Origin of the sequence: Mycobacterium sp. pR1184 (genome assembly GCF_041287235.1) — a bacterium.
GTDB lineage: Bacteria > Actinomycetota > Actinomycetes > Mycobacteriales > Mycobacteriaceae > Mycobacterium.
Genome location: NZ_JBGGKR010000003.1, coordinates 462,776 through 486,971, shown reverse-complemented (window position 1 = coordinate 486,971; position 24,196 = coordinate 462,776). Strand labels below are relative to the sequence as shown.

At 66.6% G+C, this 24,196-nt stretch carries 21 protein-coding genes and 1 tRNA gene; 9 read left to right on the top strand and 13 right to left on the bottom strand.

Translation table 11 applies throughout. From position 1 onward, the window contains the following. Positions 1–6 precede the first annotated feature (6 nt). The 10 genes from ACAG21_RS08060 to ACAG21_RS08015 all read right to left on the bottom strand — a co-directional run bounded on the left by ACAG21_RS08060 (position 7) and on the right by ACAG21_RS08015 (position 7,985). Positions 7–252 (bottom strand): hypothetical protein, encoded by a 246-nt coding sequence (locus tag ACAG21_RS08060; RefSeq protein WP_370495424.1) that lies wholly within the window; start codon positions 250–252, stop codon positions 7–9. 90 nt (positions 253–342) lie between these two features. After that, entirely contained in the window at positions 343–1,473 is a 1,131-nt protein-coding gene (locus ACAG21_RS08055) for a glycosyltransferase (RefSeq protein ID WP_370495423.1), read from the bottom strand. 53 nt (positions 1,474–1,526) lie between these two features. After that, positions 1,527–2,234 (bottom strand): DUF2510 domain-containing protein, encoded by a 708-nt coding sequence (locus ACAG21_RS08050; RefSeq protein ID WP_370495422.1) that lies wholly within the window; start codon positions 2,232–2,234, stop codon positions 1,527–1,529. Between the two features lie 205 nt (positions 2,235–2,439). Further along, entirely contained in the window at positions 2,440–3,378 is a 939-nt protein-coding gene (locus ACAG21_RS08045) for a hypothetical protein (protein ID WP_370495421.1), read from the bottom strand. 49 nt (positions 3,379–3,427) lie between these two features. Continuing rightward, the gene (locus ACAG21_RS08040) at positions 3,428–4,321 is read right to left on the bottom strand and encodes a universal stress protein (RefSeq protein WP_370495420.1); all 894 of its coding nucleotides are present in this window, start codon (positions 4,319–4,321) and stop codon (positions 3,428–3,430) included. Between the two features lie 457 nt (positions 4,322–4,778). Beyond that, on the bottom strand, positions 4,779–5,840 hold the full coding sequence (locus ACAG21_RS08035) for a 3-deoxy-7-phosphoheptulonate synthase (RefSeq protein WP_370495419.1): 1,062 nt from the start codon (positions 5,838–5,840) through the stop codon (positions 4,779–4,781). A 231-nt stretch (positions 5,841–6,071) separates the two neighbouring features. Further along, positions 6,072–6,143 (bottom strand) — tRNA-Val (locus ACAG21_RS08030). A gap of 286 nt (positions 6,144–6,429) precedes the next feature. Beyond that, positions 6,430–6,891, bottom strand: a complete 462-nt coding sequence (locus ACAG21_RS08025) for a peroxiredoxin (RefSeq protein WP_370495418.1) — start codon at positions 6,889–6,891, stop codon at positions 6,430–6,432. After that, positions 6,891–7,313, bottom strand: a complete 423-nt coding sequence (locus ACAG21_RS08020; protein WP_370495417.1) for a DUF3052 domain-containing protein — start codon at positions 7,311–7,313, stop codon at positions 6,891–6,893. The genes ACAG21_RS08025 and ACAG21_RS08020 overlap by 1 nt, the downstream gene beginning before the upstream one ends. Positions 7,314–7,394: 81 nt before the next feature. Continuing rightward, positions 7,395–7,985, bottom strand: coding sequence for a hypothetical protein (locus tag ACAG21_RS08015; protein ID WP_370495416.1), 591 nt, complete (start codon positions 7,983–7,985; stop codon positions 7,395–7,397). 172 nt (positions 7,986–8,157) lie between these two features. Between ACAG21_RS08015 and aceE the strand changes: the two genes are divergently transcribed. The 7 genes from aceE (at position 8,158) to ACAG21_RS07980 (ending at position 17,915) form a co-directional block, all read left to right on the top strand. Then, the gene (aceE, locus tag ACAG21_RS08010; RefSeq protein ID WP_370495415.1) at positions 8,158–10,947 is read left to right on the top strand and encodes a pyruvate dehydrogenase (acetyl-transferring), homodimeric type; all 2,790 of its coding nucleotides are present in this window, start codon (positions 8,158–8,160) and stop codon (positions 10,945–10,947) included. Between the two features lie 167 nt (positions 10,948–11,114). Then, positions 11,115–12,440, top strand: a complete 1,326-nt coding sequence (locus ACAG21_RS08005) for a PucR family transcriptional regulator (protein WP_370495413.1) — start codon at positions 11,115–11,117, stop codon at positions 12,438–12,440. Positions 12,441–12,580: 140 nt separating this feature from the next. Beyond that, positions 12,581–13,489, top strand: a complete 909-nt coding sequence (locus tag ACAG21_RS08000) for an ACP S-malonyltransferase (RefSeq protein ID WP_370495411.1) — start codon at positions 12,581–12,583, stop codon at positions 13,487–13,489. Between the two features lie 81 nt (positions 13,490–13,570). Continuing rightward, a complete protein-coding gene (gene acpM, locus ACAG21_RS07995) occupies positions 13,571–13,918 on the top strand; it encodes a meromycolate extension acyl carrier protein AcpM (protein ID WP_096288769.1) in 348 nt (115 codons plus the stop codon). Continuing rightward, the gene (kasA, locus tag ACAG21_RS07990; RefSeq protein ID WP_370495410.1) at positions 13,915–15,165 is read left to right on the top strand and encodes a 3-oxoacyl-ACP synthase KasA; all 1,251 of its coding nucleotides are present in this window, start codon (positions 13,915–13,917) and stop codon (positions 15,163–15,165) included. The genes acpM and kasA overlap by 4 nt, the downstream gene beginning before the upstream one ends. A gap of 26 nt (positions 15,166–15,191) precedes the next feature. Next, positions 15,192–16,445, top strand: coding sequence for a 3-oxoacyl-ACP synthase KasB (gene kasB / locus ACAG21_RS07985; protein ID WP_370495409.1), 1,254 nt, complete (start codon positions 15,192–15,194; stop codon positions 16,443–16,445). Positions 16,446–16,493: 48 nt separating this feature from the next. Further along, positions 16,494–17,915 (top strand): acyl-CoA carboxylase subunit beta, encoded by a 1,422-nt coding sequence (locus tag ACAG21_RS07980; protein ID WP_370495408.1) that lies wholly within the window; start codon positions 16,494–16,496, stop codon positions 17,913–17,915. Between the two features lie 4 nt (positions 17,916–17,919). Here the strand turns inward: ACAG21_RS07980 and ACAG21_RS07975 are convergent, their stop codons facing one another. From ACAG21_RS07975 to ACAG21_RS07965, 3 genes are read right to left on the bottom strand one after another with little or no spacing between them, the layout of a single operon-like run. Further along, on the bottom strand, positions 17,920–19,470 hold the full coding sequence (locus ACAG21_RS07975; protein ID WP_370495407.1) for an FAD-dependent monooxygenase: 1,551 nt from the start codon (positions 19,468–19,470) through the stop codon (positions 17,920–17,922). Positions 19,471–19,507: 37 nt separating this feature from the next. Then, on the bottom strand, positions 19,508–21,058 hold the full coding sequence (locus ACAG21_RS07970) for a glycerol-3-phosphate dehydrogenase/oxidase (RefSeq protein ID WP_370495406.1): 1,551 nt from the start codon (positions 21,056–21,058) through the stop codon (positions 19,508–19,510). Next, positions 21,058–21,627, bottom strand: coding sequence for a TetR/AcrR family transcriptional regulator (locus ACAG21_RS07965; protein WP_370495405.1), 570 nt, complete (start codon positions 21,625–21,627; stop codon positions 21,058–21,060). The genes ACAG21_RS07970 and ACAG21_RS07965 overlap by 1 nt, the downstream gene beginning before the upstream one ends. Before the next feature lie 56 nt (positions 21,628–21,683). Between ACAG21_RS07965 and ACAG21_RS07960 the strand changes: the two genes are divergently transcribed. Beyond that, positions 21,684–23,261 (top strand): FAD-binding oxidoreductase, encoded by a 1,578-nt coding sequence (locus ACAG21_RS07960; protein ID WP_370495500.1) that lies wholly within the window; start codon positions 21,684–21,686, stop codon positions 23,259–23,261. Continuing rightward, a complete protein-coding gene (locus ACAG21_RS07955) occupies positions 23,261–24,172 on the top strand; it encodes a diacylglycerol kinase (protein ID WP_370495499.1) in 912 nt (303 codons plus the stop codon). Before ACAG21_RS07960 ends, ACAG21_RS07955 begins: the two co-directional genes overlap by 1 nt. The last annotated feature ends 24 nt before the right edge of the window (positions 24,173–24,196 follow it).

Here is a 24,196-nt window from a genome sequence, read left to right as displayed (position 1 = left end):
GACTCATCACCATGCGTCGTCGAGACCGTCGCGATCGTCGCCCGTCGCGCGCTCGGCGTCGGTCACCTGACGATCCGCTTCCTGAATCAGCTTGCGGACCTCGTTCATCAGCTCGCGCATGTCGGCGCGCAAGGCATCGACGGCGGCGTACAGATCGGCCTTGGTAGCCGGTTGATTCGCCGCCGACAGCGGCCCGACGCCAGCTGCCGTGTGGGCCGCACTGGCGCTCTGAGAACCGGGTACCTCGCTCACGCTCCCAGACAATGCCATACCCAGGCAAGCAGGGACAACGGAACACCGCGTTATCCGAACGGCTACCGCGCATTCACCCGTCGTCGCGGCCTAGCCGCCCCGTCCTGCACCGGCGGCGTCCTCGAGAAGATCGGCTGCCCTCGCAACGCTTTCGGCGGGTTCGGTCGTGGCGGTCGCTAGCTCGCGGGCTCGCGCAACGCAGTCCGGCGCGAGAACAGAGCGCAGCCCGGCGATCAGCAAATCCGAAGTGGTGGACCAGAATTCGCGCCCGAAGCCGACTCCGAGCCGGGTGACCGCCGCCCCCCACACCGGTTGATCGTCGCTGGCTTGCCACAGGATCAATGTCGGAACGCCGGCGCGCATGGCGGCGGCCGTGGTTCCGGCACCGCCATGGTGGACGACCGCTCGACAGGCCGGGAAAATCGCCGCGTGATTCACCGCGTCCACGAATTTCACGTGGCCGGCAGGTGCAATGCCGGGCAGGCCGCCACCGATCAACGCCCGCGCGCCCAACTGCGCGCAGGCGGCGGAGATCATCGCGGCCGTCTGGGCGGGATCGGGCAGCGTGATGGCGCCGCCGAAGCCGAAGTAGATCGGCGGTGTTCCCGCGGCGATCCACGACAACACCTCGTCGTCGGCGTCCGTCGGCAACTGCATCGTCAGCGCCCCGACGAAGGGCCGTCGCTTACCCTGTCGCGCCCACTCGGCGGCCAGCCCGGGAAAGCAGAACTCCTCATATGCCTGGATTTCCAAGGGTTCTCGGGCGGGCGCGGCGACGTGCGGCAAGCCCAGATCGCGACGCTGAGCGTCGTGCGCGCGTTGCGTCAGCTCTCCCATCAAGCCGCCTGGGAGCGCGGGGTCGCCAGGGAAGAAATGCAATGCCGCATGCGGGATTCCGTAGTATTCCGCGACGTTGGCGGCCACTCGTTGCTCGCCCTTGCCGGTCACCAGCAGGTCGGCCTCGTTCGCCAGCGCCGTGAAGCCGGTGCTCCAGTCCGCCAGGATCCCGGTGACGCGCCGCACGACGTCGTCGACCCCGCCCAGCGGCGGCGGGTTGGTGCCGAACGCGACCGCGTCGAGCCCGGTCGACTCGACGAAGCCGAGCATCCAGGGCGGCACCGCCAGGCACACGTCATGGCCCCGGCCGCGCAGCTCGCGAGCGAGCGCGGCGAACGGCTCGACATCACCGCGAGTGCCATAGCCGGCCAGCACGAATTTCACGCACCCTCTTCCTCTGCACAACCTGCGAAGCCCAGTGTGGCAGGGTGCGTCCGTTAGGGCTCGAATGCCGGAAGAACAGAACCGGAATCGCGAATCTCCCAGATGCTGATTTTGCTCACGCCGTCAAAGTTGATCTTGTTCAACGTAGCTCGCGAATACGTGAGGTCGATAGCCACCTGAGTCGAGGTGTTGCCGTACGGGTCGGTCATCGGGAAGGTGCCCTGAACGTTCACCGCGGAGGCGTCAGGGTAGGTCGCTCGCGCGTATCTGAGAATGTCGATGGTGTCGCGGCGCGCACCGTCCTTGATCATCGTCTCGGTGTAATTGTCGCGAATCGCGAATCGGGCCTCGACGACATCGCCATTCGGGCCGGGAGAAATGGTGTAGGTGACTCCGTCCGGCTTCTTGGGGCCGGTCGGGGTCGGTGGCATCGCCTCGGTCAGTGTCGACGGTCCAGCCGCCGCCGGACCGTTCGACCCCGACGTCGACTGGCTGTCGTTCCTATCGCCGAAGCTCCAACTTTTGCCGACGATGATCAGGACGACGAGCGCGGCGAGTGCCGCCAACGCCAGGGCCGCCTTTCCGGATGCGTCTTTCGTCGGCTCTGTGGCAAGCGGCGTCGGCGGCTCGGTGGAAAAGGCCCAATCGCTGGTCCAGTTGCGGCCGTCGAAGTAGCGCTGCAACCCGTGGCCGACCCCGGCGGGGTCCGGGTACCACCCCGGCGTGGATTTGGGCGGGGGCGGCGCATGTTCAGACGGCATCCTGGCACCTTCGTCGTGAGAGTGCCCTTGCGGCTATCCGCTGCCACGGCCGCTCAAAACCGTGCCGGCCACAAACGCACCTGGAATTGCTAGCAGCGGTGTGCGCACGCATATTCCCACAGTGCCACCACCGGACGCCGCGGCGCAGAAGATCGATCTCGGGGAACGCGGACGGCGTCAAACCGACGACCGCTGGTGTGGTGGTTTAGCCGAATACGAGGTCTGGCGGGACCTTGGCCAGGTCCGCGGTTCCCGACACCGCATCGGTGACGACGTTCTGTTCGGTTGCCCCGCCCCTGGTTTTTACGGTGACCGGCACGGTGATGCGGGCGTCGAACCTCACGGTCAACCGGTATGGGTCAACGGTGTCGAGCGTGACCGCACGGGAATCGGCGGTTCCCCATTCCGCAGTGCCCTCGGCCAGGCCGCTGGAATTAAGATGTACCGGACATCCCGGCGGTGCCAGCAGGCTAGACCGTTGGCAGTTCGCCATCGTGGCGGTTAACTGCGCGCCGACCGCTTCGCGTCCCTGATCGGCCACCGCGAACGTGGGATGGACCCAGAATGGAGCCGCCATCGTCAACTGGTCGAGCAGAAGCGGTGGCACGGTCACCGTCAGGTAGGGGTTGGTGCTGCCGATATCGATCCAGCCGGGGAACACATACACCGTGGAGTTGCCGATCGGCTCGCCGAATACGGTCACGGTTTTCGCGGCTGCATTGCCCATCGACGCACCCAGGCCGGGAGTGAATTTGATCGCCGGCGAGGTGAGCTTCCAGCGCTGGTGATCCATCCTCAAATGCAAGATCACATCGGAGGTCTGGTCGCCGAACGTCGCGCTCGCATGCACCTGAGCCATGCTCAACGCCGCACCCGGCGCCGAGGAATTGTCATGCAGGATTGTGATATTGCGGATCGGCCAACGCGCACCTTGCCGTTTGAGGATGTCTGCGGTCAGGAACCCTGTGGTGGCCGGCCGATCTATGCCGTAAGACAACGCGGTCTCGGCGTCTCCGCGGGCCAGCGCTTGCAGGTAGCTCTTGACCGCATCGCCGGCCGACGCACCGCCCCGGTCGCGGTGGGCCAGGATGATGACCCCAACGACGGCGGCCGCGACCAGGATTGCGCCTGCCGCTGCCGACATCGAACGCGCCAAGCCGATCACCGGGAATTGCCGCCGCCCATGGGAACCGCTACTGTTGGCCGCCGCGAGCGACAATCACCGGCACCTGAACCCCTTGTGCCACTGCAGAACTGACCGATCCGAGTAGCATTCCGGCGACCCCGCCACGGCCATGACTACCGAGGACGACCAGCTGGGCGAATTTGGAATGCTCCAGCAGGTGGGTGGCCGCAGATCCGTACTCCACGATGCGGGTGACGTTGACATCGGGATAGCGTTCCCGCCAGCCCGCCAACCGCTCAGCAAGGACTTCCTCAGCCGCCGACCGCAGGGCCGACTCCTCCAGGCTCGAGACACTCGCCCTGTCGGCATCGCTCCACGCGTGCAGCGCCACCAATGTCGTCTCACGCATCGACGCTTCCTCGAACGCGATCGCGGTGGCCAGCTCCGACGCCGTGGATCCGTCCACGCCCAGCAACACCGGGGCCCGAGAGTCGCGCGATCGACGGGACGCCTCGGAGTGGATCACGGCAACAGCACAGTCGGCGTGATGTAGCAGCCCGGTACTGACCGATCCCAGCAGCAGGCGGCCCACCGTGCCCAGCCCACGCGCGCCGACCACCACCAATGCCGCGTCTTTGGACATGTCGACCAAAGTGGGCACCGGTGGCGAAGCAACGACTCGACTGTCGACGTCGGCCGGGCTGCCGTCGGCGGCCGTGGCGTTGACAATCCGGACCGCGTCGTCGAGGATCCTGCGCGCATCGAGCTCCTGGCGTCGGCGTAACTCTGCTCGCATTTGGCCGGCCGGCCACGACGGGATTGGTGGGGCCGCCGCATACACCAGGGTCAGCCGGCAGTTGCGCAACTGTGCTTCATGGGCAGCCCACTGCACCGCCGCATCGGACGACACCGATCCGTCAACACCAACGATGATGCCGAAATCGGTTTTCTCACTGGTCATTCGACTCTTTGTCCTTCCGCTCAATCCCGCAGATGGCGTCCGCCAGGTACGGATCACGCGAGTGTCCGATCGTTGTGCCGCCATGGCGTGCCCGACGCCGTGTGGTTACGGGCGCGTTGGTGCCGGCTTGGGCGGCGTCGGGACCGGACCGCAGTTGAGACCGGCGATGCAACCGTTGCTGCCACCGGGAACAGCATTGTCGGTGGACGGTGTTGGCGCTGGCGCCACGGTGGATGTGGGGGTCGCGATTGGTGTCAGTGTTGTTGCATTGCTTAACAACACGCCGCCGCCGACTCCGGCACCTAACGCAATCGCGGCTGCGCCACCGATCAGCGCGATCTTGGTCTTGGCTTGATATGGCATCGAACTTCTCCATTCCAGAGTTGTCGGGCTTCGAGAACTCTGACGCTACACCAGTTACCCCAGGGGGGTAGGGTATTTAGACCCTACCTACGAGCTAGGCCCGGCGACCGGCCAGGCCTGCCAGCAACGCCGCCGTGGTGGGAAAGTCCATGCACTGATCGGTCACGGATTTGCCGTAAACCAGTTCGCCTCGGTCGGATTGGGCACCGGCCACCAGGAAGCTCTCCAGCATCAGGCCGGCAATGCCGCGTTCGCCCGCGGTTATGCGTGCAGTTACCGCGGCCGCGAGCTGAGCCTGCCGGACGTGGTCTTTACCGGAGTTGGCGTGCGAACAATCGATCATGACCCGTTCGGATAACCCCGCTTTGCGTAGTCGAGCAACGGTGGTGAACACCGAGGCGGCATCGCAATTGGGTCCGCTCGATCCACCCCTGAGGATCACATGGCAGTGCGGATTGCCGGCGGTTTCGACAACGGCAACGCGGCCGAAGTCGTCGGCGCCGAAGAAACTGTGCGACGCCGCTGCCGCTTTTACACCGTCGATCGCGACCTGGACGTTCCCGTCGGTGCCGTTCTTGAATCCGACCGGCATCGATAGGCCCGACGCCAACTGGCGATGTATCTGCGACTCGGTGGTTCGAGCGCCGATCGCCCCCCAAGCAACCGCATCGGCGATGTACTGCGGGCTGGTGGGCTCGAGGAACTCACACCCCACTGGAAGGCCGAGTTCGACGATATCCAGCAGCAGCGATCGCGCGGTCCGCAACCCGCGTTCCACGTCGAAGCTGCCATCCATGCCGGGATCGTTGATGAGCCCCTTCCATCCGACCGTGGTGCGCGGTTTCTCGAAGTACACGCGCATCACGATTTTCAGCCGGTCGGAGTGCTCGGCGGCCAATGGCGCGAGTCGATGTGCGTAGTCCAGCGCGGCGATCGGATCGTGCACCGAGCACGGCCCGACCACGACAAGCAGGCGATCATCGCGACCGGCCAGAATCTCGACGATGTCGTCACGATCCTGTTGAACCGCCTCGGCAAGCGCAGGTTTCAACGGTAGTTCGGCGCGAATCACGTTGGGCGCCGGTAGTTCTCGGAGCGAGATGATTCGACGGTCCGAGGTACGGACGGTTGTCATGACACGGTTTGTGATCGACATAGTGGAGTGTGCCTTCCTGTACGGCTCTCCGGACACGCCCCTGATTCCGCTGCCCGGAGACGAAAAAAGCAGCGACCTTGTGGTCACTGCCGGGCTCCGGGTATCGGTCGTGTATTTACGTCAGCCAGACGCTCTATCCACGGCTCCACCCGGAGCCACGATAAAGCGCCAATACGCGCGTACGCCGATATTCACGCCGCCGAACATATCACGGCGCGAGACATTGACCGGTGGGCGCGGACGGTATCGAACCGCCGACCGCTGGTGTGTAAAACCAGAGCTCTACCACTGAGCTACGCGCCCTCTATGCCCGCAGCAGGTTACCTGGCGCGGGCCTGCCACCCAAAACGCTCACCACGCGAACGCAGTAGTTCCTCGCTGATTAGGGCGAAAAATGCAGAAGTCCGTCCCGGATGAGACCGCCGTCGTTCGGCACACGATGGTCGCCGGACGCGCTGGTCAGATGTATGACGAAAGCAAAGTCTGATGGATTTCGGGCTGCTGCCCCCAGAAGTCGCCACCTGCCCGCCGCCGCCCCCGTGATCGGCGCCCTGATGGACGCGCTCGTAATCGCCGAAGAACGAAACACTCAGGCGCGCAACACTTCTAGCGCCTCCGTCCACAACTGCTGATCGCGAGTCTGGCCGGGCTCTTTCATCTCGGCGAACCGGATGATCCCGGACCGGTCGACGGCGAAGGTGCCACGGTTCGGGTAGCCGGCCTGGTCATTGAAGACGCCGTAGGCCTGGCTGACCTCGCCGTGGGGCCAGAAATCCGACAGCACCGGAAAGGTGAAGCCGCTTTGGCCGGCCCAGACCTTGTGCGTCGGCGGTGGCCCCACCGAGATGGCCAGCACCGCGCTCTCGTCGTTCTCAAATTCGGGCAGGTGCTCGCGCAACAAGTCCAGCTCACCCTGACAGATCGGGGTGAACGCCAACGGGAAGAAGACCAGCAACACGTTCTTGCCCCCGCGATAGCTGCTCAGCGTGACGCGCTGCTGGTTCTGGTCACGCAGGGTGAAATCGGGGGCTGGCGTCCCGACGGGCAGCATCAGCGCTTGTGCGCCCGCGACTTCGGCTGCACCAGCCGGCTGGCGCTCCAGTCCCCCAGGTTGACCGACGACGTCGGCATCAGGCCGGCGGTCGGAGCCGCTTCGGCGATCTCGGCCGGCAGCACGTGCCCGGGCTTGCCGGTCTTGGGCGTCAGCACCCAGATCACGCCATCCTCAGCCAGCGGGCTGATGGCGTCCATCAGGGTGTCCACCAGGTCACCGTCGCCATCTCGCCACCACAGCAGCACAACGTCGACCACCTCGTCGGTGTCCTCGTCGAGCAACTCGGAACCGCAGGCCTCCTCGACCGCCGCGCGGATGTCGTCATCGGTGTCCTCGTCCCAACCGAACTCCTGGACAACCTGGTCTCGTTGGACGCCCAGCTTGCGAGCGAAGTTCGAGGCGTCATCCGCCGCGACCACCGTGGGACCTCCTAACACAACCTGCGCGCCATGCGATTGGGGATTATCGTCGCACAGCCAGAAGCTGGTTCACACTCCGCCTCAGAACGACGCCAGGCACAGTTTCAGCGCCTTGGTCTTGGTGTCGTTGAGTTGATCGACTCGACGGTTGAATTCACCGGTCCCCGCGTGGGTGCCGATCGCGTTGGCGACGCCGCGCGCGGCGTCGATGTACGCGTTGAACGCGTCCTTCAGCTGGGCCGATAGCGCATCGTTGAAATTGTTGCTCACCGTCGAGGCGCTGTTGTTGAGGGCGTCGATGGCCGGACCCTCGAACGGGCCGGTGCCGCGGCCGCCGTTGAACGCCCCGACGTACGCGTTCACCTTGTCGATGGCTTCCTTGCTCGTCGTGGCCAACGAGTCGCACGAACTGCGCACCGCCTTGGTGGTCAGCGATTGCTGCCGCTGGGACTCCCGGACGCTCGACGTTGCGATCGAGGCCGACACCGACGACGAGACCGACTGCCGGTAGGCGGGGGCCACCTTCGTGTCGGGTGCGGCAGTGCCGTTGGTGACGGTGGTACACCCCACAATGCCCATCAGCGCGGTGGCGATGCAGCCAAGCGCGAGCACGCCACGCTTGGGGAACTGTCCCCCGCGCGTGCCGGGGACGACTTTCCATCCGGTGAGCACGGTTTCTGACGTTACCGGGTGGCGATTGCCGGCGCCGTCAACGCACCGCGGTTTCGTGTCGCCGGGTGATGTTCGCCGGCGATCCGATTGCGGCTACCCGCCCGAGGCGCCGGTACGGCACGATAGGAAGACGAACACCCGTGCAGGAAACCGCCAACAACAGGAGCGGAAGTTGACGACCGAGTTCGCACGCCACGACCTGGCCAAAACCCCAAGCAACGGAAGCGAACCCGATCGCGTCCGGGTGATCCGAGACGGCGTCGCGTCGTATCTACCCGACATCGATCCGGAGGAAACGTCGGAGTGGCTGGAGTCCTTCGACGAGCTGTTGGAGCGCTCGGGTCCCGCGCGGGCCCGCTACCTGATGTTGCGGTTGCTGGAACGAGCGGGCGAACAGCGGGTGTCGCTGCCGGCGCTGACGTCGACCGACTACGTCAACACCATCCCGACCGAGCTGGAGCCGTGGTTCCCCGGCGATGAGGACGTCGAGCGCCGCTTCCGGGCCTGGATCCGCTGGAACGCCGCCATCATGGTGCACCGCGCCCAGCGTCCGGGAATCGGCGTGGGCGGCCACATTTCGACGTACGCCTCCTCAGCGGCGCTGTATGAGGTCGGCTTCAACCACTTCTTCCGGGGCAAGCAGCATCCCGGCGGCGGCGACCAGGTGTTCATCCAGGGCCACGCGTCCCCGGGCATCTATGCCCGCGCATTCCTGGAAGGCCGGCTGAGCGCTGACCGACTCGACGGCTTCCGGCAAGAGCACAGCCATCCCGGCGGCGGGCTGCCGTCCTATCCCCACCCGCGGCTGATGCCCGACTTCTGGGAGTTCCCGACGGTGTCGATGGGCCTGGGCCCGATGAACGCCATCTACCAGGCCCGCTTCAACCACTACCTGCACGACCGCGGCATCAAGGACACCTCGGATCAACATGTGTGGGCGTTCCTCGGCGACGGCGAGATGGACGAACCGGAGAGCCGCGGCCTGATCCAGGTGGCTGCCAACGAGGCGCTGGACAACCTGACGTTCGTCATCAACTGCAACCTGCAGCGCCTAGACGGCCCGGTGCGCGGCAACGGCAAGATCATTCAGGAGCTGGAGTCATTCTTCCGCGGCGCCGGCTGGAATGTGATCAAGGTGGTCTGGGGCCGCGAGTGGGACGCCCTGCTGCACGCCGACCGCGACGGCGCGCTGGTGAACCTGATGAACACCACGCCCGACGGTGATTACCAGACCTACAAGGCCAATGACGGCGCTTATGTCCGCGACCATTTCTTCGGCCGCGATCCGCGCACCAAGGCGCTCGTCGAATCGATGACCGATTCGGAGATCTGGAATCTCAAGCGCGGTGGCCACGACTACCGCAAGGTCTATGCGGCCTACCGCGCCGCCGTCGACCACAAGGGACAGCCGACGGTGATTCTCGCCAAGACCATCAAGGGCTACTCGCTGGGCGCGCACTTCCAGGGCCGTAATGCCACGCACCAGATGAAAAAGCTTGCGATTGAAGACCTTAAGTATTTCCGCGACGCCATCCGGATTCCGATCAGCGACGCGCAATTGGAGGAAGACCCCTACCTTCCGCCCTACTACCACCCGGGACCCGACGCTCCGGAGATCCGCTACATGCTGGACCGGCGTCGCCAGCTGGGCGGCTTCCTGCCCGAACGCCCGACGAAAGCCAAGGTGCTCAAGCTACCGAGCCGCGACATCTACGCCCCGCTGAAAAAGGGCTCGGGTCACCAAGAGGTCGCCACCACGATGGCACTGGTGCGTACCTTCAAAGAAGTGATGCGGGACAAAGAGATTGGCCCGCGCATCGTACCGATCATTCCCGACGAGGCCCGTACGTTCGGCATGGACTCGTGGTTCCCGTCGCTGAAGATCTACAACCGCCTCGGCCAGCTCTACACGGCCGTGGACGCCGACTTGATGTTGGCGTACAAGGAAAGTGAAGTCGGCCAGATCCTGCACGAGGGTATCAACGAGGCCGGTTCGACGGCGTCGTTCACGGCGGCCGGGACGTCGTACGCGACGCACAACGAGCCGATGATCCCGCTTTACATCTTCTACTCGATGTTCGGGTTCCAGCGCACCGGCGACGGACTGTGGGCCGCGGCCGACCAGATGGCACGCGGATTTGTGTTGGGGGCCACCGCCGGTCGCACCACGCTGACCGGTGAGGGCTTGCAGCACGCCGATGGTCACTCGCTGCTGTTGGCCGCCACGAACCCGGCGGTCGTCTCCTACGATCCGGCGTTCGCTTACGAGATCGCCTACATCGTCGAGAGCGGGCTGGCCCGGATGTTCGGCCCCAACCCGGAGAACATCTACTTCTACATCACCATCTACAACGAGCCCTACGTACAGCCGGCCGAGCCGCACAACCTCGATCCCGAGGGCGTGCTGCGCGGGATCTACCGCTACCAGGCGGCCAGCGAGCGGCGCGCCAACACCGCGCAAATCCTGGCCTCCGGGGTGGCGATGCCGTCGGCGGTGAAGGCCGCCGAGATGCTGGCCGCCGAGTGGGACGTCGCCGCCGACGTGTGGTCGGTGACCAGTTGGGGTGAGCTCAATCGCGACGGGCTGGCGATCCAGCAGGCGCAGCTGCGTCATCCCGACAAGCCGGCCGGCGTCCCGTACATCACCAAAGCCCTCGAAGGCGCCACCGGGCCGGTGATCGCCGTCTCGGACTGGATGCGCGGGGTGCCCGAGCAGATCCGGCCCTGGGTGCCCGGCACCTACGTGACGCTGGGCACCGACGGGTTCGGCTTCTCCGATACCCGCCCGGCGGCCCGGCGCTACTTCAATACCGACGCGGAGTCGCAGGTGGTTGCGGTGCTCGAGGCGCTGGCCCGCGACGGAGAGATCGACCCGTCCGTGCCGCTCGCGGCGGCGCGCCAGTACAAGATCGACGACGTCCAGGCCGCGCCGAAGCAGACCTCCGACCCTGGCGTCGCCTGAGCCGCCCCGCCGAGCGTCACGCCAGCGTGGCTCTCGACGCGGAACGTCACTCTGGCGTGACGCTCGGGGCCCGACGTACGGCCCGGCACGGCACCCGCGCCCGACGGCGCAAAGACCCGCCGCGCCCTTTGGCGGAAAGTTCCATAAATTCGGCGTAGGTTTTAGGGGTGAATGACAACCCCTTCGCCGGCCCGTTCGCGAAGCATCCGAGGTCTCCACTCGAAACCTTGGACACCGTCCCGGACTCCGTGCTGCGACGGCTCAAGCAGTACTCCGGGCGGCTGGCCACCGAAGCGGTCACGGCGATGGGCGAGCGGTTGCCGTTCTTCGCCGAGCTGGAAGCGTCCCAGCGGGCCAGCGTGGCGTTGGTGGTGCAGACCGCAGTCGTGAACTTCGTCGAATGGATGAAGGACCCACACAGCAACGTCAGCTACACCGCGCAGGCCTTCGAACTGGTGCCCCAGGAGCTCACCCGCCGCATCGCTTTGCGCCACAGCGTGGACATGGTGCAGGTGACGATGGAGTTCTTCGAGGAAGTCGTGCCACTACTGGCCCGCTCCGAGGAGCAACTGACCGCCCTGACGGTGGGCATTTTGAAGTACAGCCGCGACCTGGCGTTCAGCTTCGCCTCGGCCTACGCGGACGCGGCCGAGGCGCGGGGCAGCTGGGACAGCCGGATGGAGGCCAGCGTCGTCGACGCGGTGGTGCGCGGCGACACCGGCCCCGAGTTGCTGTCCCGCGCCGCCGCGCTGAACTGGGACACCACCGCGCCGGCGACGGTTGTGGTCGGCACGCCCGCCCCCAGCCGCGACAACACCGACGGCGAGGTCGCCAGCGAGCGGGCCAGCCAAATCGTCCGCGACACCGCCGCGCAGCACGGCCGCGCTGCCCTGACCGACGTGCACGGCACCTGGCTGGTGGCCATCGTGTCGGGGCAGCTATCGCCGACCGACAAGTTCCTGGGCGATCTGATGCGCGCATTCGCCGAAGGCCCGGTGGTCATCGGGCCCACCGCACCAATGCTGACCGCGGCCTATCACAGTGCCAGCGAGGCGATCTCCGGGATGAACGCCGCCCCCGGCTGGGCCGGTGCGCCGCGGCCCGTGCACGCCCGGGAGCTGCTGCCGGAACGTGCCCTGATGGGAGACGCCTCGGCCATCGTCGCGTTGCACACCGACGTGATGGGACCCCTAGCCGACGCCGGTCCCACTCTTATTGAAACTCTTGACGCTTACTTAGATTGCGGCGGCGCGATCGAGGCCTGCGCGCGCAAGTTGTTCGTTCATCCAAACACCGTGCGCTACCGGCTCAAGCGCATCACCGACTTCACCGGGCGCGATCCGACTCAGCCACGCGACGCGTACGTGTTGCGAGTGGCCGCGACGGTCGGCCAACTCAACTACCCCACCAACCCCTCTGGTGTTGGTAACAGTGCGGTAACGGCGGTTCCGCTGCCGGTCAGAGGGGGTTCTGCGGCGTCATCCGTGCGATAGTGACTCAGGCAACAGGTCGCGGCACGGTATCGAATACGTAGCTTGTCGAGCGGTTTTGTGGAGTATCTACAAAAACCTAAGACGAGGTTCATAATCTGTTACACCCGCCAAAACCGTTTCCACAGTGTTCTCTTAGACACGTGATTGCATTACTCGCGCCCGGACAGGGCTCGCAGACAGAGGGAATGCTCTCGCCATGGCTGGAATTGCCGGGGGCGACCGAGCAGATGACTCTGTGGTCGAAGGCCAGCGGCCTGGACCTGGTTCGACTCGGCACCACCGCATCGAACGAAGAGATCACCGACACGTCGGTCACTCAGCCACTGGTCGTCGCGGCCACCCTGCTCGCACACCAGGAGCTGACCAAGCGCGGTGTGCTTGCCGGTGAAGACTTCATCGTGGCCGGTCACTCGGTCGGCGAGATCGCGGCCTACGCCATCGCCGGTGTAATGGCCGCCGATGACGCCGTCGCCCTGGCCGCCACCCGTGGCGCCGAGATGGCCAAGGCGTGCGCCGCCGAGCCGACCGGCATGTCCGCGGTGCTGGGCGGGGACGAGGCCGAAGTCCTGGCCCGCCTCGAGCAGCTGGACCTGTTCCCCGCGAACCGCAACGCCGCCGGCCAGATTGTCGCCGCCGGTCCGCTGACCGCGCTGGAAAAGCTCGCCGAAGACCCGCCGGCCAAGGCCCGGGTGCGCGCGCTCGGCGTGGCCGGAGCGTTCCACACCAAGTACATGGCGTCCGCTATGGAGGGCTACGCCGCCGCGGCGGCCGCCATCGCGACCGCCGAGCCCACTGCCACGCTGCTGTCCAACCGCGACGGAAAGCCGGTCGCTTCGGCGGCGGTGGCGATGGAAACGCTGGTCGCTCAACTGATCCAGCCGGTGCGGTGGGACCTGTGCACCGCAACGCTGGCCGAGCGCGATGTCAAAGCGATTGTGGAGTTCCCGCCCGCGGGCACACTCGCCGGCATCGCCAAGCGTGAACTTCGGGGGGTAACGGTCCGTGCCGTCAAGTCACCCGCAGACCTGGACGCGCTGGCTGAGATCTGACAACAGCCGCGGCCAGGACAACCGCATAAAATCACATCAAACCGATTGCAACACAACACATTACGAAGGGAAGTAAAGGCTGTGGCCGTTTCGCAGGAAGAAATCATCGCCGGTATCGCCGAGATCATCGAAGAGGTCACCGGTATTGAGCCCTCTGAGGTCACCCCGGAGAAGTCTTTCGTCGACGACCTGGACATCGACTCGCTGTCGATGGTTGAGATCGCCGTGCAGACCGAGGACAAGTACGGCGTGAAGATCCCGGACGAGGACCTGGCCGGTCTGCGTACCGTCGGTGACGTCGTCTCCTACATCCAGAAGCTGGAAGAGGAGAACCCCGAGGCTGCCGAGGCGCTGCGCGCCAAGATCGTGTCGGAGAACCCCGAGGCGGCTGCCAACGTCCAGTCGAGGCTGGAAGCGGACAGCAAGTGACCAAGCCTTCCACTGCTAACGGCGGTTACCCCAGTGTTGTGGTAACCGCTGTCGCGGCGACGACGTCGATCGCGCCGGACATCGAGAGCACGTGGAAGGGCTTGCTGGCAGGCGAAAGCGGCATCCGCGTCCTCGAAGACGAATTTGTCGACAAATGGGATCTGCCCGTCAAGATCGGTGGGCACCTCAAGGAGCCGATCGACAACCACATGGGACGGCTGGACCTGCGCCGTATGTCGTATGTCCAGCGCCTGGCCAAATATCTGTCCGGCCAGCTGTGGGAGTCGGCGGGCAACCCGGAACTCGATCCGGACCGGTTCAGCGTCGTCGTTGGCACCGGTCTGGGCGGCGCCGAGCGGATCGTCGAGAGCTATGACCTGATGAACGAGGGCGGCCCCCGCAAGGTGTCGCCGCTCGCCGTTCAGATGATCATGCCCAACGGCGCCGCTGCCGTCGTCGGTCTGGAGCTCGGCGCGCGGGCCGGGGTGATCACCCCGGTGTCGGCGTGTTCGTCGGGCTCCGAGGCGATCGCGCACGCCTGGCGCCAGATCGTCATGGGTGACGCGGAGGTCGCCGTCTGCGGCGGTGTCGAGGGACCGATCGAGGCGCTGCCCATCGCGGCGTTCTCGATGATGCGGGCCATGTCGACTCGCAACGACGAGCCCGAGCGCGCGTCGCGGCCGTTCGACAAGGACCGCGACGGCTTCGTGTTCGGCGAGGCCGGAGCCCTGATGCTCATCGAGACCGAAGAGCACGCCAAGGCCCGCGGCGCCAAGCCGCTGGCCCGGCTGATGGGCGCCGGCATCACCTCGGACGCTTTCCACATGGTGGCGCCCGCGGCGGACGGCGTGCGCGCCGGTCGCGCGATGACCCGGTCGCTGGAACTGGCGGGCGTGTCCGCCAAGGAAATCGACCACGTGAACGCACACGGGACGGCGACGCCGATCGGCGACACCGCAGAGGCCAATGCCATCCGGGTTGCCGGATGCGAGCGGGCCGCCGTGTATGCGCCGAAATCGGCGTTGGGGCACTCTATCGGCGCAGTCGGGGCGCTCGAGTCGGTGCTGACAGTGCTAACCCTGCGGGATGGCGTCATCCCGCCAACCCTCAACTACGAAACCCCCGATCCCGAGATTTCGTTGGATGTCGTCGCGGGCGAACCTCGCACCGGCGATTTCCGTTACGCGATCAACAACTCATTCGGGTTCGGCGGCCACAACGTGGCCCTCGCCTTCGGGCGTTACTGAGCACGAGAGGAACGTTCGCCACTCCCATGACAGAGCTGGTTACGGGGAAAGCTTTCCCCAACGTGGTCGTCACCGGCATCGCCGCGACGACCGCCTTGGCACCCGACGTGGAAGACACCTGGAAGTTGTTGCTAGACGGCCAGAGTGGAATCCGCACCCTCACCGACCCGTTCGTTGAGGAGTACAACCTGCCCGTTCGCATCGGCGGGCACCTCGTGGAGGAGTTCGACAGTCAGCTCACGCGTATCGAGCTGCGTCGCACCGGTTATCTGCAGAGAATGTCGACCATCCTGGGCCGCCGCGTGTGGGAGAACGCCGGTTCGCCGGAGGTCGACACCAACCGGTTGGCGGTGTCGATCGGCACCGGCCTCGGCTCGTCCGAGGAATTGGTGTTCAGCTACGACGACATGCGCCAGCGTGGCATGAAAGCGGTCTCCCCGTTGGGCGTGCAGAAGTACATGCCCAACGGTGCGGCCGCCGCGGTCGGTCTGGAACGACAAGCCAAAGCCGGTGTGATGACGCCGGTTTCGGCGTGCGCGTCCGGTAACGAGGGCATCGCCCGGGCGTGGCAGCAGATCGTGCTCGGCGAGGCCGACATCGCGATCTGCGGTGGCGTCGAGACCCAGATCGAGGCGGTGCCAATCGCGGCGTTCGCCGCGATGCGCGTCGTGATGTCGACGACCAACGACAACCCCGCCGGCGCGTGCCGCCCGTTCGACAAGGACCGCAACGGCTTCGTGTTCGGCGAGGCCGGCGCGCTGATGGTCATCGAGACCGAGGAGCACGCGAAGGCTCGCGGCGCCAACATCTTGGCCCGCATCATGGGTGCGAGCGTCACCTCGGACGGGTTCCACATGGTGGCACCGGATCCCAACGGGGAGCGTGCCGCGCACGCGATGCAGCGGGCGATCCAGCTCGCGGGCATCACCCCGGCCGAAATCGACCACATCAACGCCCACGCCACCGGCACCCAGGTCGGAGACCTCGCCGAAAGCAAGGCCATCAACCGGGCCCTGGGCGGCAACCACCCCGCGATCTACGCGCCCAAGGCGGCACTGGGTCACTCGGTGGGTGCGGTCGGTGCGTTGGAATCGATCTTGACGGTCCTCGCGTTGCGGGAGCAGGTAATCCCGCCGACACTGAATTTGGAAAACCTTGATCCAGAAATCGATTTGGACGTGGTGGCGGGTAAGCCGCGGCCGGGCAACTACCGGTACGCGATCAACAACTCGTTCGGATTCGGCGGTCACAACGTGGCGATCACCTTTGGACGGTATTAGAACCCAGCGGTATTGGACCCCGAGCTCACCGGAAACAGGAGATTTGCGATGACACTCATGGCCCCCGAGGCGGTCGGCGAGTCGCTCGACCCCCGAGACCCGTTGCTGCGTCTGAGCAACTTCTTCGACGACGGCAGCGTCGAGCTGCTGCACGAGCGTGACCGCTCGGGTGTGCTCGCCGCGGCGGGCACCGTCAACGGCGTGCGCACGATCGCGTTCTGCACGGACGGGACCGTGATGGGCGGCGCGATGGGCATCGAGGGATGCCAGCACATCGTCAACGCCTACGACACCGCCATCGAGGAGCAGAGCCCGATCGTCGGCATCTGGCACTCCGGCGGTGCCCGGCTGGCCGAGGGCGTCAAGGCGCTGCACGCGGTGGGCCTGGTGTTCGAGGCCATGATCCGGGCGTCGGGCTACATCCCGCAGATCTCGGTGGTCGTCGGCTTCGCCGCCGGTGGTGCCGCCTACGGGCCGGCGCTGACCGATGTCATCGTGATGGCGCCGGAGAGCCGGGTGTTCGTCACCGGCCCCGACGTGGTGCGCAGTGTCACCGGCGAGAACGTGGACATGTGCTCGCTGGGAGGTCCGGAGACCCACCACAAGAAGTCCGGAGTGTGCCACATCGTCGCCGACGACGAGCTCGACGCCTACGCGCGTGGCCGTCGGCTGGTCGGATTGTTCTGCCAGCAAGGACATTTCGACCGCACCAAGGCCGAGGCCGGTGACACCGACATTCATGCACTGCTGCCCGAATCCTCGCGACGCGCCTACGACGTGCACCCGATCGTCACCGCGATCCTGGACGACGAGACGCCGTTCGACGAGTTCCAGGCCAACTGGGCGCCGTCGATGGTGGTCGGCCTGGGCCGGTTGTCGGGACGGACGGTCGGCGTGCTGGCCAACAACCCGCTGCGGCTGGGCGGTTGCCTGAATTCCGAAAGTGCCGAGAAGGCAGCGCGTTTCGTGCGCCTGTGCGACGCGTTCGGGATTCCGCTGATCGTGGTCGTCGACGTGCCCGGCTACTTGCCGGGTGTGGACCAGGAGTGGGGCGGCGTGGTGCGCCGCGGCGCGAAGCTGCTGCACGCGTTCGGCGAGGCTACCGTTCCCCGCGTCACGCTGGTCACCCGAAAGACGTACGGCGGGGCCTACATCGCGATGAACTCCCGCTCGCTGAATGCCACCAAGGTGTTCGCGTGGCCGGACGCCGAGGTCGCGGTGATGGGCGCCAAGGCCGCGGTCGGGATTCTGCACAAGCGCAAGCTGGCCGCCGCGCCGGACCACGAGCGCGAAGCGCTGCACGACGAGCTGGCCGCCGAGCACGAGCGGATCGCCGGCGGCGTCGACAGCGCCATCGAGATCGGGGTGGTCGACGAGAAGATCGACCCGGCGCACACCCGCAGCAGGCTCTGCGAGGCGCTGGCCGAAGCCCCCGCGCGCCGCGGTCGCCACAAGAACATCCCGCTGTAATTTCTCAGCGTTCGCGACGTAGTATCGCCGAAAGCGCTTGGCGTAGTTCGCCTTCCGGGTTGGCGGGCAGTTTCTCGGCGCGCCAGCCGACGAAGTCGTCCGGCCGGATCAGCAACGCGCCGTCCGGCGAGAGTCCGGTCGCCGCGGCCCACTCGTCGCCGTCGATGCGATGGGCGGCGATCGACGCCGAAGCCGCGGCGGCACACCATCGCTCGTCGCCGCTGAGCATGGTGAACTCGCCGCCGATCAGGTCCAGCGTCGAGACCCCGTTGCGCACCCACACGTGCGGCACCCGGGTCCCCGGCTGACCGCGCAACTGCTCCACCAACTCGCCCTTAGAGGCATCGTCGGTGACGATCGCGGCCGAGTGGTAGCGGTAGCCCACCAGCAACGCGAACATCGAACACTCTTCGTCCGGCGGCAGCATCGGCCGGTCGTCTTCGAGCCGGAGCAAGGAAATCGTTGGGCCGGAAAGCGATTGACGGGCGGCGAACTGCCCCACCGGATGCCGTTCGGCCTGGTAGGTGTCCAGCAGCGCCGGCCCGGCCGTCCCGTGCAGCACCGCGGCCAGCTTCCAGGCCAGATTGTGTGCGCTTTGGATCGCGGTGTTGGCTCCCCCGGCTTTGAACGGCGGCATGGTGTGCGCCGCATCTCCGACGAGAAAGATTCGCCCACAAGCGAATTGGTTAGCCACCTGCTCGTACGGCTGCCACGCCGCAATCTCGATGATGTCGATGTCCATCTGCTCGCCGATCGCTTGGGTGAGCATCTCGCGGCACCGCTGCGGCGTGAACTGGTCCGCGGTTTCGCCCTTGTCGGGGAAATAGGTGGTGATGAACATCCCGAGGTCGTCGTCGGCGGCAATGAAAATGCCTTGTACGTCAGCATTTTTGACCTGCACGCCGCCGCCCTCGCCGATGTGTCCGATGAACTTGCGCCAGGGTGCGCGAAAATACATGAAAACCACGAAGATCGGCAGCGCGCCGTAACCGGAGGTCGCGATGCCCAGCGCTGTGCGCACGGGACTGTGCACTCCGTCTGCGCCGACGAGATAGTCGGCCCGGACCGTCTGCGTCTCTTGTGAACCCCGGTCGCCAATGACGGCGCTGACCCCGGTCTCGTCCGATTCGAACGACAGCAGCTCGGTGCCGTAGCGAACCTCGCTGCCGCGGCGGCGCGTTGCCGCCAGCAGCATGGGCTCGGACCTGCTCTGCGGGCAGTACTGCAGGGCCGGCTCGGGACTCAACCCGTCCAGGCCGGCGAACATCGCCTCGAAGTCGATCGCGGGTTCTTCCGTCGTGCTGTTGAGGGTCGGTTTGGTCACCACGACCGGCTCGTGTTCGCCGATCGCGTGAACCTGGTCGCTCAGGCCGAGGCCGCGAAGGATCTCCAGGCTGCGGAAGCTGAGGTTGCGGGCTTTGGGATAGATGAACACCTCGCCGCGCTTTTCGACCAGCAGCGACCGAACACCGTGCTGGGCGAGCAGCGCGGACGTGGCGAGCCCGGCGGCACCGGCGCCGACAATCAAGACTGGGACGCGCAATATGGCAGTCACTATAAAATGATAGCTCATGTCATATTTGAAAACGCGGCTAGTTTCCGGCGACCCCCGCCAGGAACTCGGCCGCCTCGGCCACTACCCGCTCGCGATCGCGGGGCACCAGGCCGATCCGGGTTCGGCGATCGAGGATGTCGTCGACGTCGAGCGCGCACTCGTGGGTGACGGCGTATTCGAACTCCGCGCGGGTTACGTCGATGCCCTCGGCGACGGGCTCGGTGGGGCGCGCGCAGGTGGCGGTCGCGACGACGGCCGGCGCCTCGGCGCCGTAGCGGGCGATCAGCGAGGCGGGCAGTGCGGCCGGCGAACCGGCCACCGGCCCGGGGTTGGAAGGTGCCCCGATCAGCGGCAGCCGGTGGGTCCGGCAGTTGGCGGCCGCTAGCCGCCGCAGGCGCACAGCGCGGTCCAGGACGTCCTGGGCCATGAAGCGGTATTCGGTCAGCTTGCCGCCGATCACGCTGATCACCCCGGCGGGCGACTCGACGACGGCGTGCTCGCGCGACACGTCGGCGGTGCGGCCCTGACCCGTGTCGATCAGCGGTCGCAGGCCGGCGTACGCCCCGATCACGTCGGCGGCCTGCAGCGCGGTACCCAAGGCGGTGTTGACCGTGTTCAGCAGGAATTCGACCTCGCCAGCAGACGGCTCGGGCACATCCGGAATCGGGCCCGGCGCGGCCTCGTCGGTGAGCCCGAGGTAAACGCGGCCCAGTTGCTCGGGCATCGCGAACACGAAGCGGTTGAGCTCGCCGGGAATCGGAATCGTCAGTGCCGCAGTCGGATTCCCGAAAGCGCCGGCGTCGAAGACCAAATGTGTGCCGCGGCTGGGCCGCAGCCGCAGTGAGCCGTCGATGTCGGCCGCCCACACCCCGGCAGCGTTGATCACCGCGCGCGCGGACACGTCGAACGACTGGCCGCTGCGCTGGTCGGTCAGCCGCGCCGACGTGCCGGTGGCCTGGGATGCCGCGACGTAGGTGAGGATCCGGGCGCCGTGCTGGGCCGCGGTGCGGGCCACCGCGGTGACCAGGCGCGCGTCGTCGATCAACTGCCCGTCATAGGCCAGCAGTCCGCCGTCCAGGCCGTCGCGACGCACCGTGGGCGCCATCTCCATCGCCCGCTGGGCGGACACCCGGCGCGAGCGAGGCAGCGTCGACGACGGCGTTCCCGCCAGCACACGCAACGCGTCGCCGGCCAGGAATCCCGCGCGCACCAGCGCACGCTTGGAGTGACTCATCGACGGCAGCAGCGGAACCAATTGCGGCATCGCGTGCACGAGATGAGGGGCGTTGTGCCGCATCAGGATTCCGCGTTCGATGGCGCTGCGACGAGCGATGCCCACATTGCCCGTCGCCAGGTAGCGCAGACCACCATGGACCAGCTTCGAGCTCCAGCGGCTGGTGCCGAATGCCAGATCGTGCTTGTCCACCAGCGCCACGCGCAGCCCGCGCGACGCGGCGTCCAGCGCGATCCCGGCCCCGGTGATCCCGCCGCCGATCACCAGCACGTCCAGCGGCGCGCCGTCGGCCAGCGCGTTCAAATCGGCGGTACGACGGGCGGCAGTCAATCGTGCGCCATTCACATCGGTCATCAGGACAGGTATCCGTTCAGCGAATGTGTGAGTTCGACGGTCAGCGCCTCGGCATCCAGAATCGGACGCACGATCCGCTCGGACTGAATCGTCGACTGCGCGATCAGTAACACCATGGTGGCCATTTGCAGCGGATCGCCGGGGCGCACGCTGCCGTGGCGCTGGGCGACCCGCAACCGGTCGGCGAGCGCGCCGATCAGCATCTGCTGGCTTTCGCCGAGCCGTTCGGTGATGTAGATCGGTGCCAGGTGCGAGTGCATCACCGACATGATCAGCTCGTCGCGGCGCAGCAGATTGGCCACCGAAACAATCTGGCGCACAAGCGATTCCCGGTCTTCTCCCAGCAGCGGCGCTTCGTGCATCACACCGGTGATCCGTTGGGTCAGCAGCGCGGCGACGATCGCGGGCGTGTCCGGCCAGCGTCGGTACACCGTCGGCCGGCTCACCCCCGCGCGCCGGGCGATCTCGGCGAGGGTCACCCGGTCGACCCCGAAATCGACCACACAGCTGGCGGCCGCCGCGAGGATCCGGTCGGCCACATCCAAACCTGCGTTACTGATTGACAGCATATGTAATACTGTAACGCATGACGCATGATCTTGGGACCGAGCGACTCCTCCCGCCGATGAAATGGAACGCGTGGGGAGATCCCGCTAGCGCCAAACCACTCTCGGACGGCATTCGGTCACTGCTGAAACAGGCTGTCGGCCTGCAAGATTCGACGGGCGAAGAACTCACGCCTGAGCAGGTGCAGCTGCGACCGTCCGCGCTGGCACAGGCCGACAAGGACGCGCTCGCCGGGATCGTCGGCGCCGAGTATTGCCGCACCGACGACCGCGATCGGCTGCTGCACGCCGGCGGCAAGTCCACCCTCGATCTGCTGAAGCGCAAGACCGCGGCACAAGACGCGCCCGACGCCATCCTGCTACCCGCTGACGACGACGCCGTCCTGAAAATCCTGCGCTACTGCTCCGAGCACGGCATCGCCGTGGTCCCGTTCGGCGGCGGCACCAGCGTGGTCGGCGGCCTCGACCCGGTCCGCGGCGACTTCACCGCCGTGATCTCGCTCGACCTGCGCCGCTTCGACGAGCTCATCTCACTCGACGAGGAGTCCGGGCAGGCCGTCCTCGGTGCGGGCCTCACCGGCCCCGACGCCGAACGCCTGCTCGGTGAACGCGGCTTCTCACTGGGACACTTCCCGCAGAGCTTCCAATTCGCCACCATCGGCGGCTTTGCGGCGACCCGCTCCTCGGGTCAGGACTCGGCCGGCTACGGCCGGTTCAACGACATGGTGCGCGGGCTACGGGTGATCACCCCGGCCGGAACGCTGGACCTGGGCCGCGGACCGGAGTCGGCGGCCGGGCCCGACCTGCGTCAGCTGCTGATCGGGTCGGAGGGCACCTTCGGCGTGATCACCCAGGTGCGGCTGCGGGTACATCCGGTACCGGAGGCCGTCAGCTACGAGGCCTGGTCGTTCCCCGACTTCGCGACGGGAGCGGCCGCGTTGCGGGCGGTCACCCAAAACACGACCGGCCCCACCGTGATTCGGCTTTCCGACGAGGCCGAGACCGGCGTCAACCTGGCCACCACCGAGTCGATCGGCGAGAACCAGATCACCGGCGGCTGCCTTGGCATCACGGTCTTCGAGGGCACCAAGGAACACGTCGAGAGCCGGCATGCCGAAACCCGCGAATTGCTGGCGGCAAAGGGCGGCACGTCGCTGGGCGAGGGTCCCGCCCAAGCGTGGGAGCGCGGCCGGTTCGGCGCGCCGTATCTGCGCGACTCGCTACTGGCCGCGGGCGCGCTGTGTGAGACGCTCGAGACCGCCACCGACTGGTCCAACATTGCCACCCTCAAGGGCACCGTCACCGAGGCACTGACCACCGCGTTGGCAGAAACCGGGACACCGGCGCTGGTGATGTGCCACATTTCGCACGTGTACCCCACCGGCGCATCGCTGTACTTCACCGTCGTCGCCGGGCAGCGAGGCAATCCGATCGAGCAGTGGCAGGCCGCCAAAAAGGCCGCGTCGGACGCGATCATCGCCGCCGGCGGCACCATCACCCATCACCACGCGGTCGGTGCCGATCACCGGCCCTGGATGCGCGACGAGGTGGGCGAGCTCGGCGTGCAGGTGTTGCGCGCGGTCAAGGCCACACTGGATCCGGCGGGAATCCTCAATCCCGGCAAGCTGATTCCGTGATTGCCCGCCGCGAGATCGGCAAGGTGACCGCGCTGACCAATCCCCTGTCGGGGCATGGCACCGCCGTACACGTCGCCGAGGTCGCCATCGCGCGACTGCACGCCCGCGGTGTCGAAGTCAACGAGATCATCGGCGACGACGCCCAAGACGCCCGTTATTTGGCCGCGGCGGCGATCGAACGCGGCACCGACGCGCTGGTGGCCACCGGTGGCGACGGCGTCATCTCCAACGCGCTGCAAGTGTTGGCGGGCACCGACATTCCGCTGGGCATCATCCCGGCGGGCACCGGCAACGACCATGCCCGCGAATTCGGCATCCCCACAAACGATCCCGAGGCCGCTGCGGACATCATCGTCGACGGCTGGACCCAGACGATCGACCTGGGCCGCATCCGGGACGGCAACGGCCAAGACAAGTGGTTCGGCACCGTGGCGGCCGCCGGGTTCGATTCCCTGGTCACCGATCGCGCCAACCGGATGAGCTGGCCGCACGGGCGGCTGCGCTACTACGTCGCGATGCTCGCCGAGCTGACCCAGCTGCGGATGTTGCCGTTTCGTCTGACCTTCGACGGCAACCAGGAGATCGACACCGACATCACGCTGGCGGCGTTCGGCAATACCCGCAGCTACGGCGGCGGACTGCTGATCTGTCCGGATGCGGATTACACCGATGGCCTGCTCGACATCACGATGGCGCACACCGCATCCCGGACGAAATTCGTGCGGCTCTTCCCCACCGTGATGAAGGGAACCCACGTGCGACTCGACGAGGTCACCACGGCGCGCGCCAAGACGGTCCACGTCGAATGCCCCGGCATCAACGTCTACGCCGACGGCGACTACGCGTGTCCGTTGCCCGCGGAGATTTCGGCGGTTCCTCAAGCGCTGCAGATCCTGCGGCCCAAGATGTAACAACTCGTGCGACAAACGCGACAT

Excerpts from the sequence above, each read along its gene's own strand:
- ACAG21_RS08050 (WP_370495422.1), bottom strand. The coding sequence starts at position 2,234 with ATGCCGTCTGAACATGCGCCGCCCCCGCCCAAATCCACGCCGGGGTGG.
- ACAG21_RS08045 (WP_370495421.1), bottom strand. The coding sequence starts at position 3,378 with ATGTCGGCAGCGGCAGGCGCAATCCTGGTCGCGGCCGCCGTCGTTGGG.
- ACAG21_RS08040 (WP_370495420.1), bottom strand. The coding sequence starts at position 4,321 with ATGACCAGTGAGAAAACCGATTTCGGCATCATCGTTGGTGTTGACGGA.
- ACAG21_RS08035 (WP_370495419.1), bottom strand. The coding sequence starts at position 5,840 with ATGTCGATCACAAACCGTGTCATGACAACCGTCCGTACCTCGGACCGT.
- ACAG21_RS08025 (WP_370495418.1), bottom strand. The coding sequence starts at position 6,891 with ATGCTGCCCGTCGGGACGCCAGCCCCCGATTTCACCCTGCGTGACCAG.
- kasB (WP_370495409.1), top strand. The coding sequence starts at position 15,192 with ATGACAGAGCTGGTTACGGGGAAAGCTTTCCCCAACGTGGTCGTCACC.
- ACAG21_RS07980 (WP_370495408.1), top strand. The coding sequence starts at position 16,494 with ATGACACTCATGGCCCCCGAGGCGGTCGGCGAGTCGCTCGACCCCCGA.
- ACAG21_RS07970 (WP_370495406.1), bottom strand. The coding sequence starts at position 21,058 with ATGACCGATGTGAATGGCGCACGATTGACTGCCGCCCGTCGTACCGCC.
- ACAG21_RS07965 (WP_370495405.1), bottom strand. The coding sequence starts at position 21,627 with ATGCTGTCAATCAGTAACGCAGGTTTGGATGTGGCCGACCGGATCCTC.
- ACAG21_RS07960 (WP_370495500.1), top strand. The coding sequence starts at position 21,684 with ATGAAATGGAACGCGTGGGGAGATCCCGCTAGCGCCAAACCACTCTCG.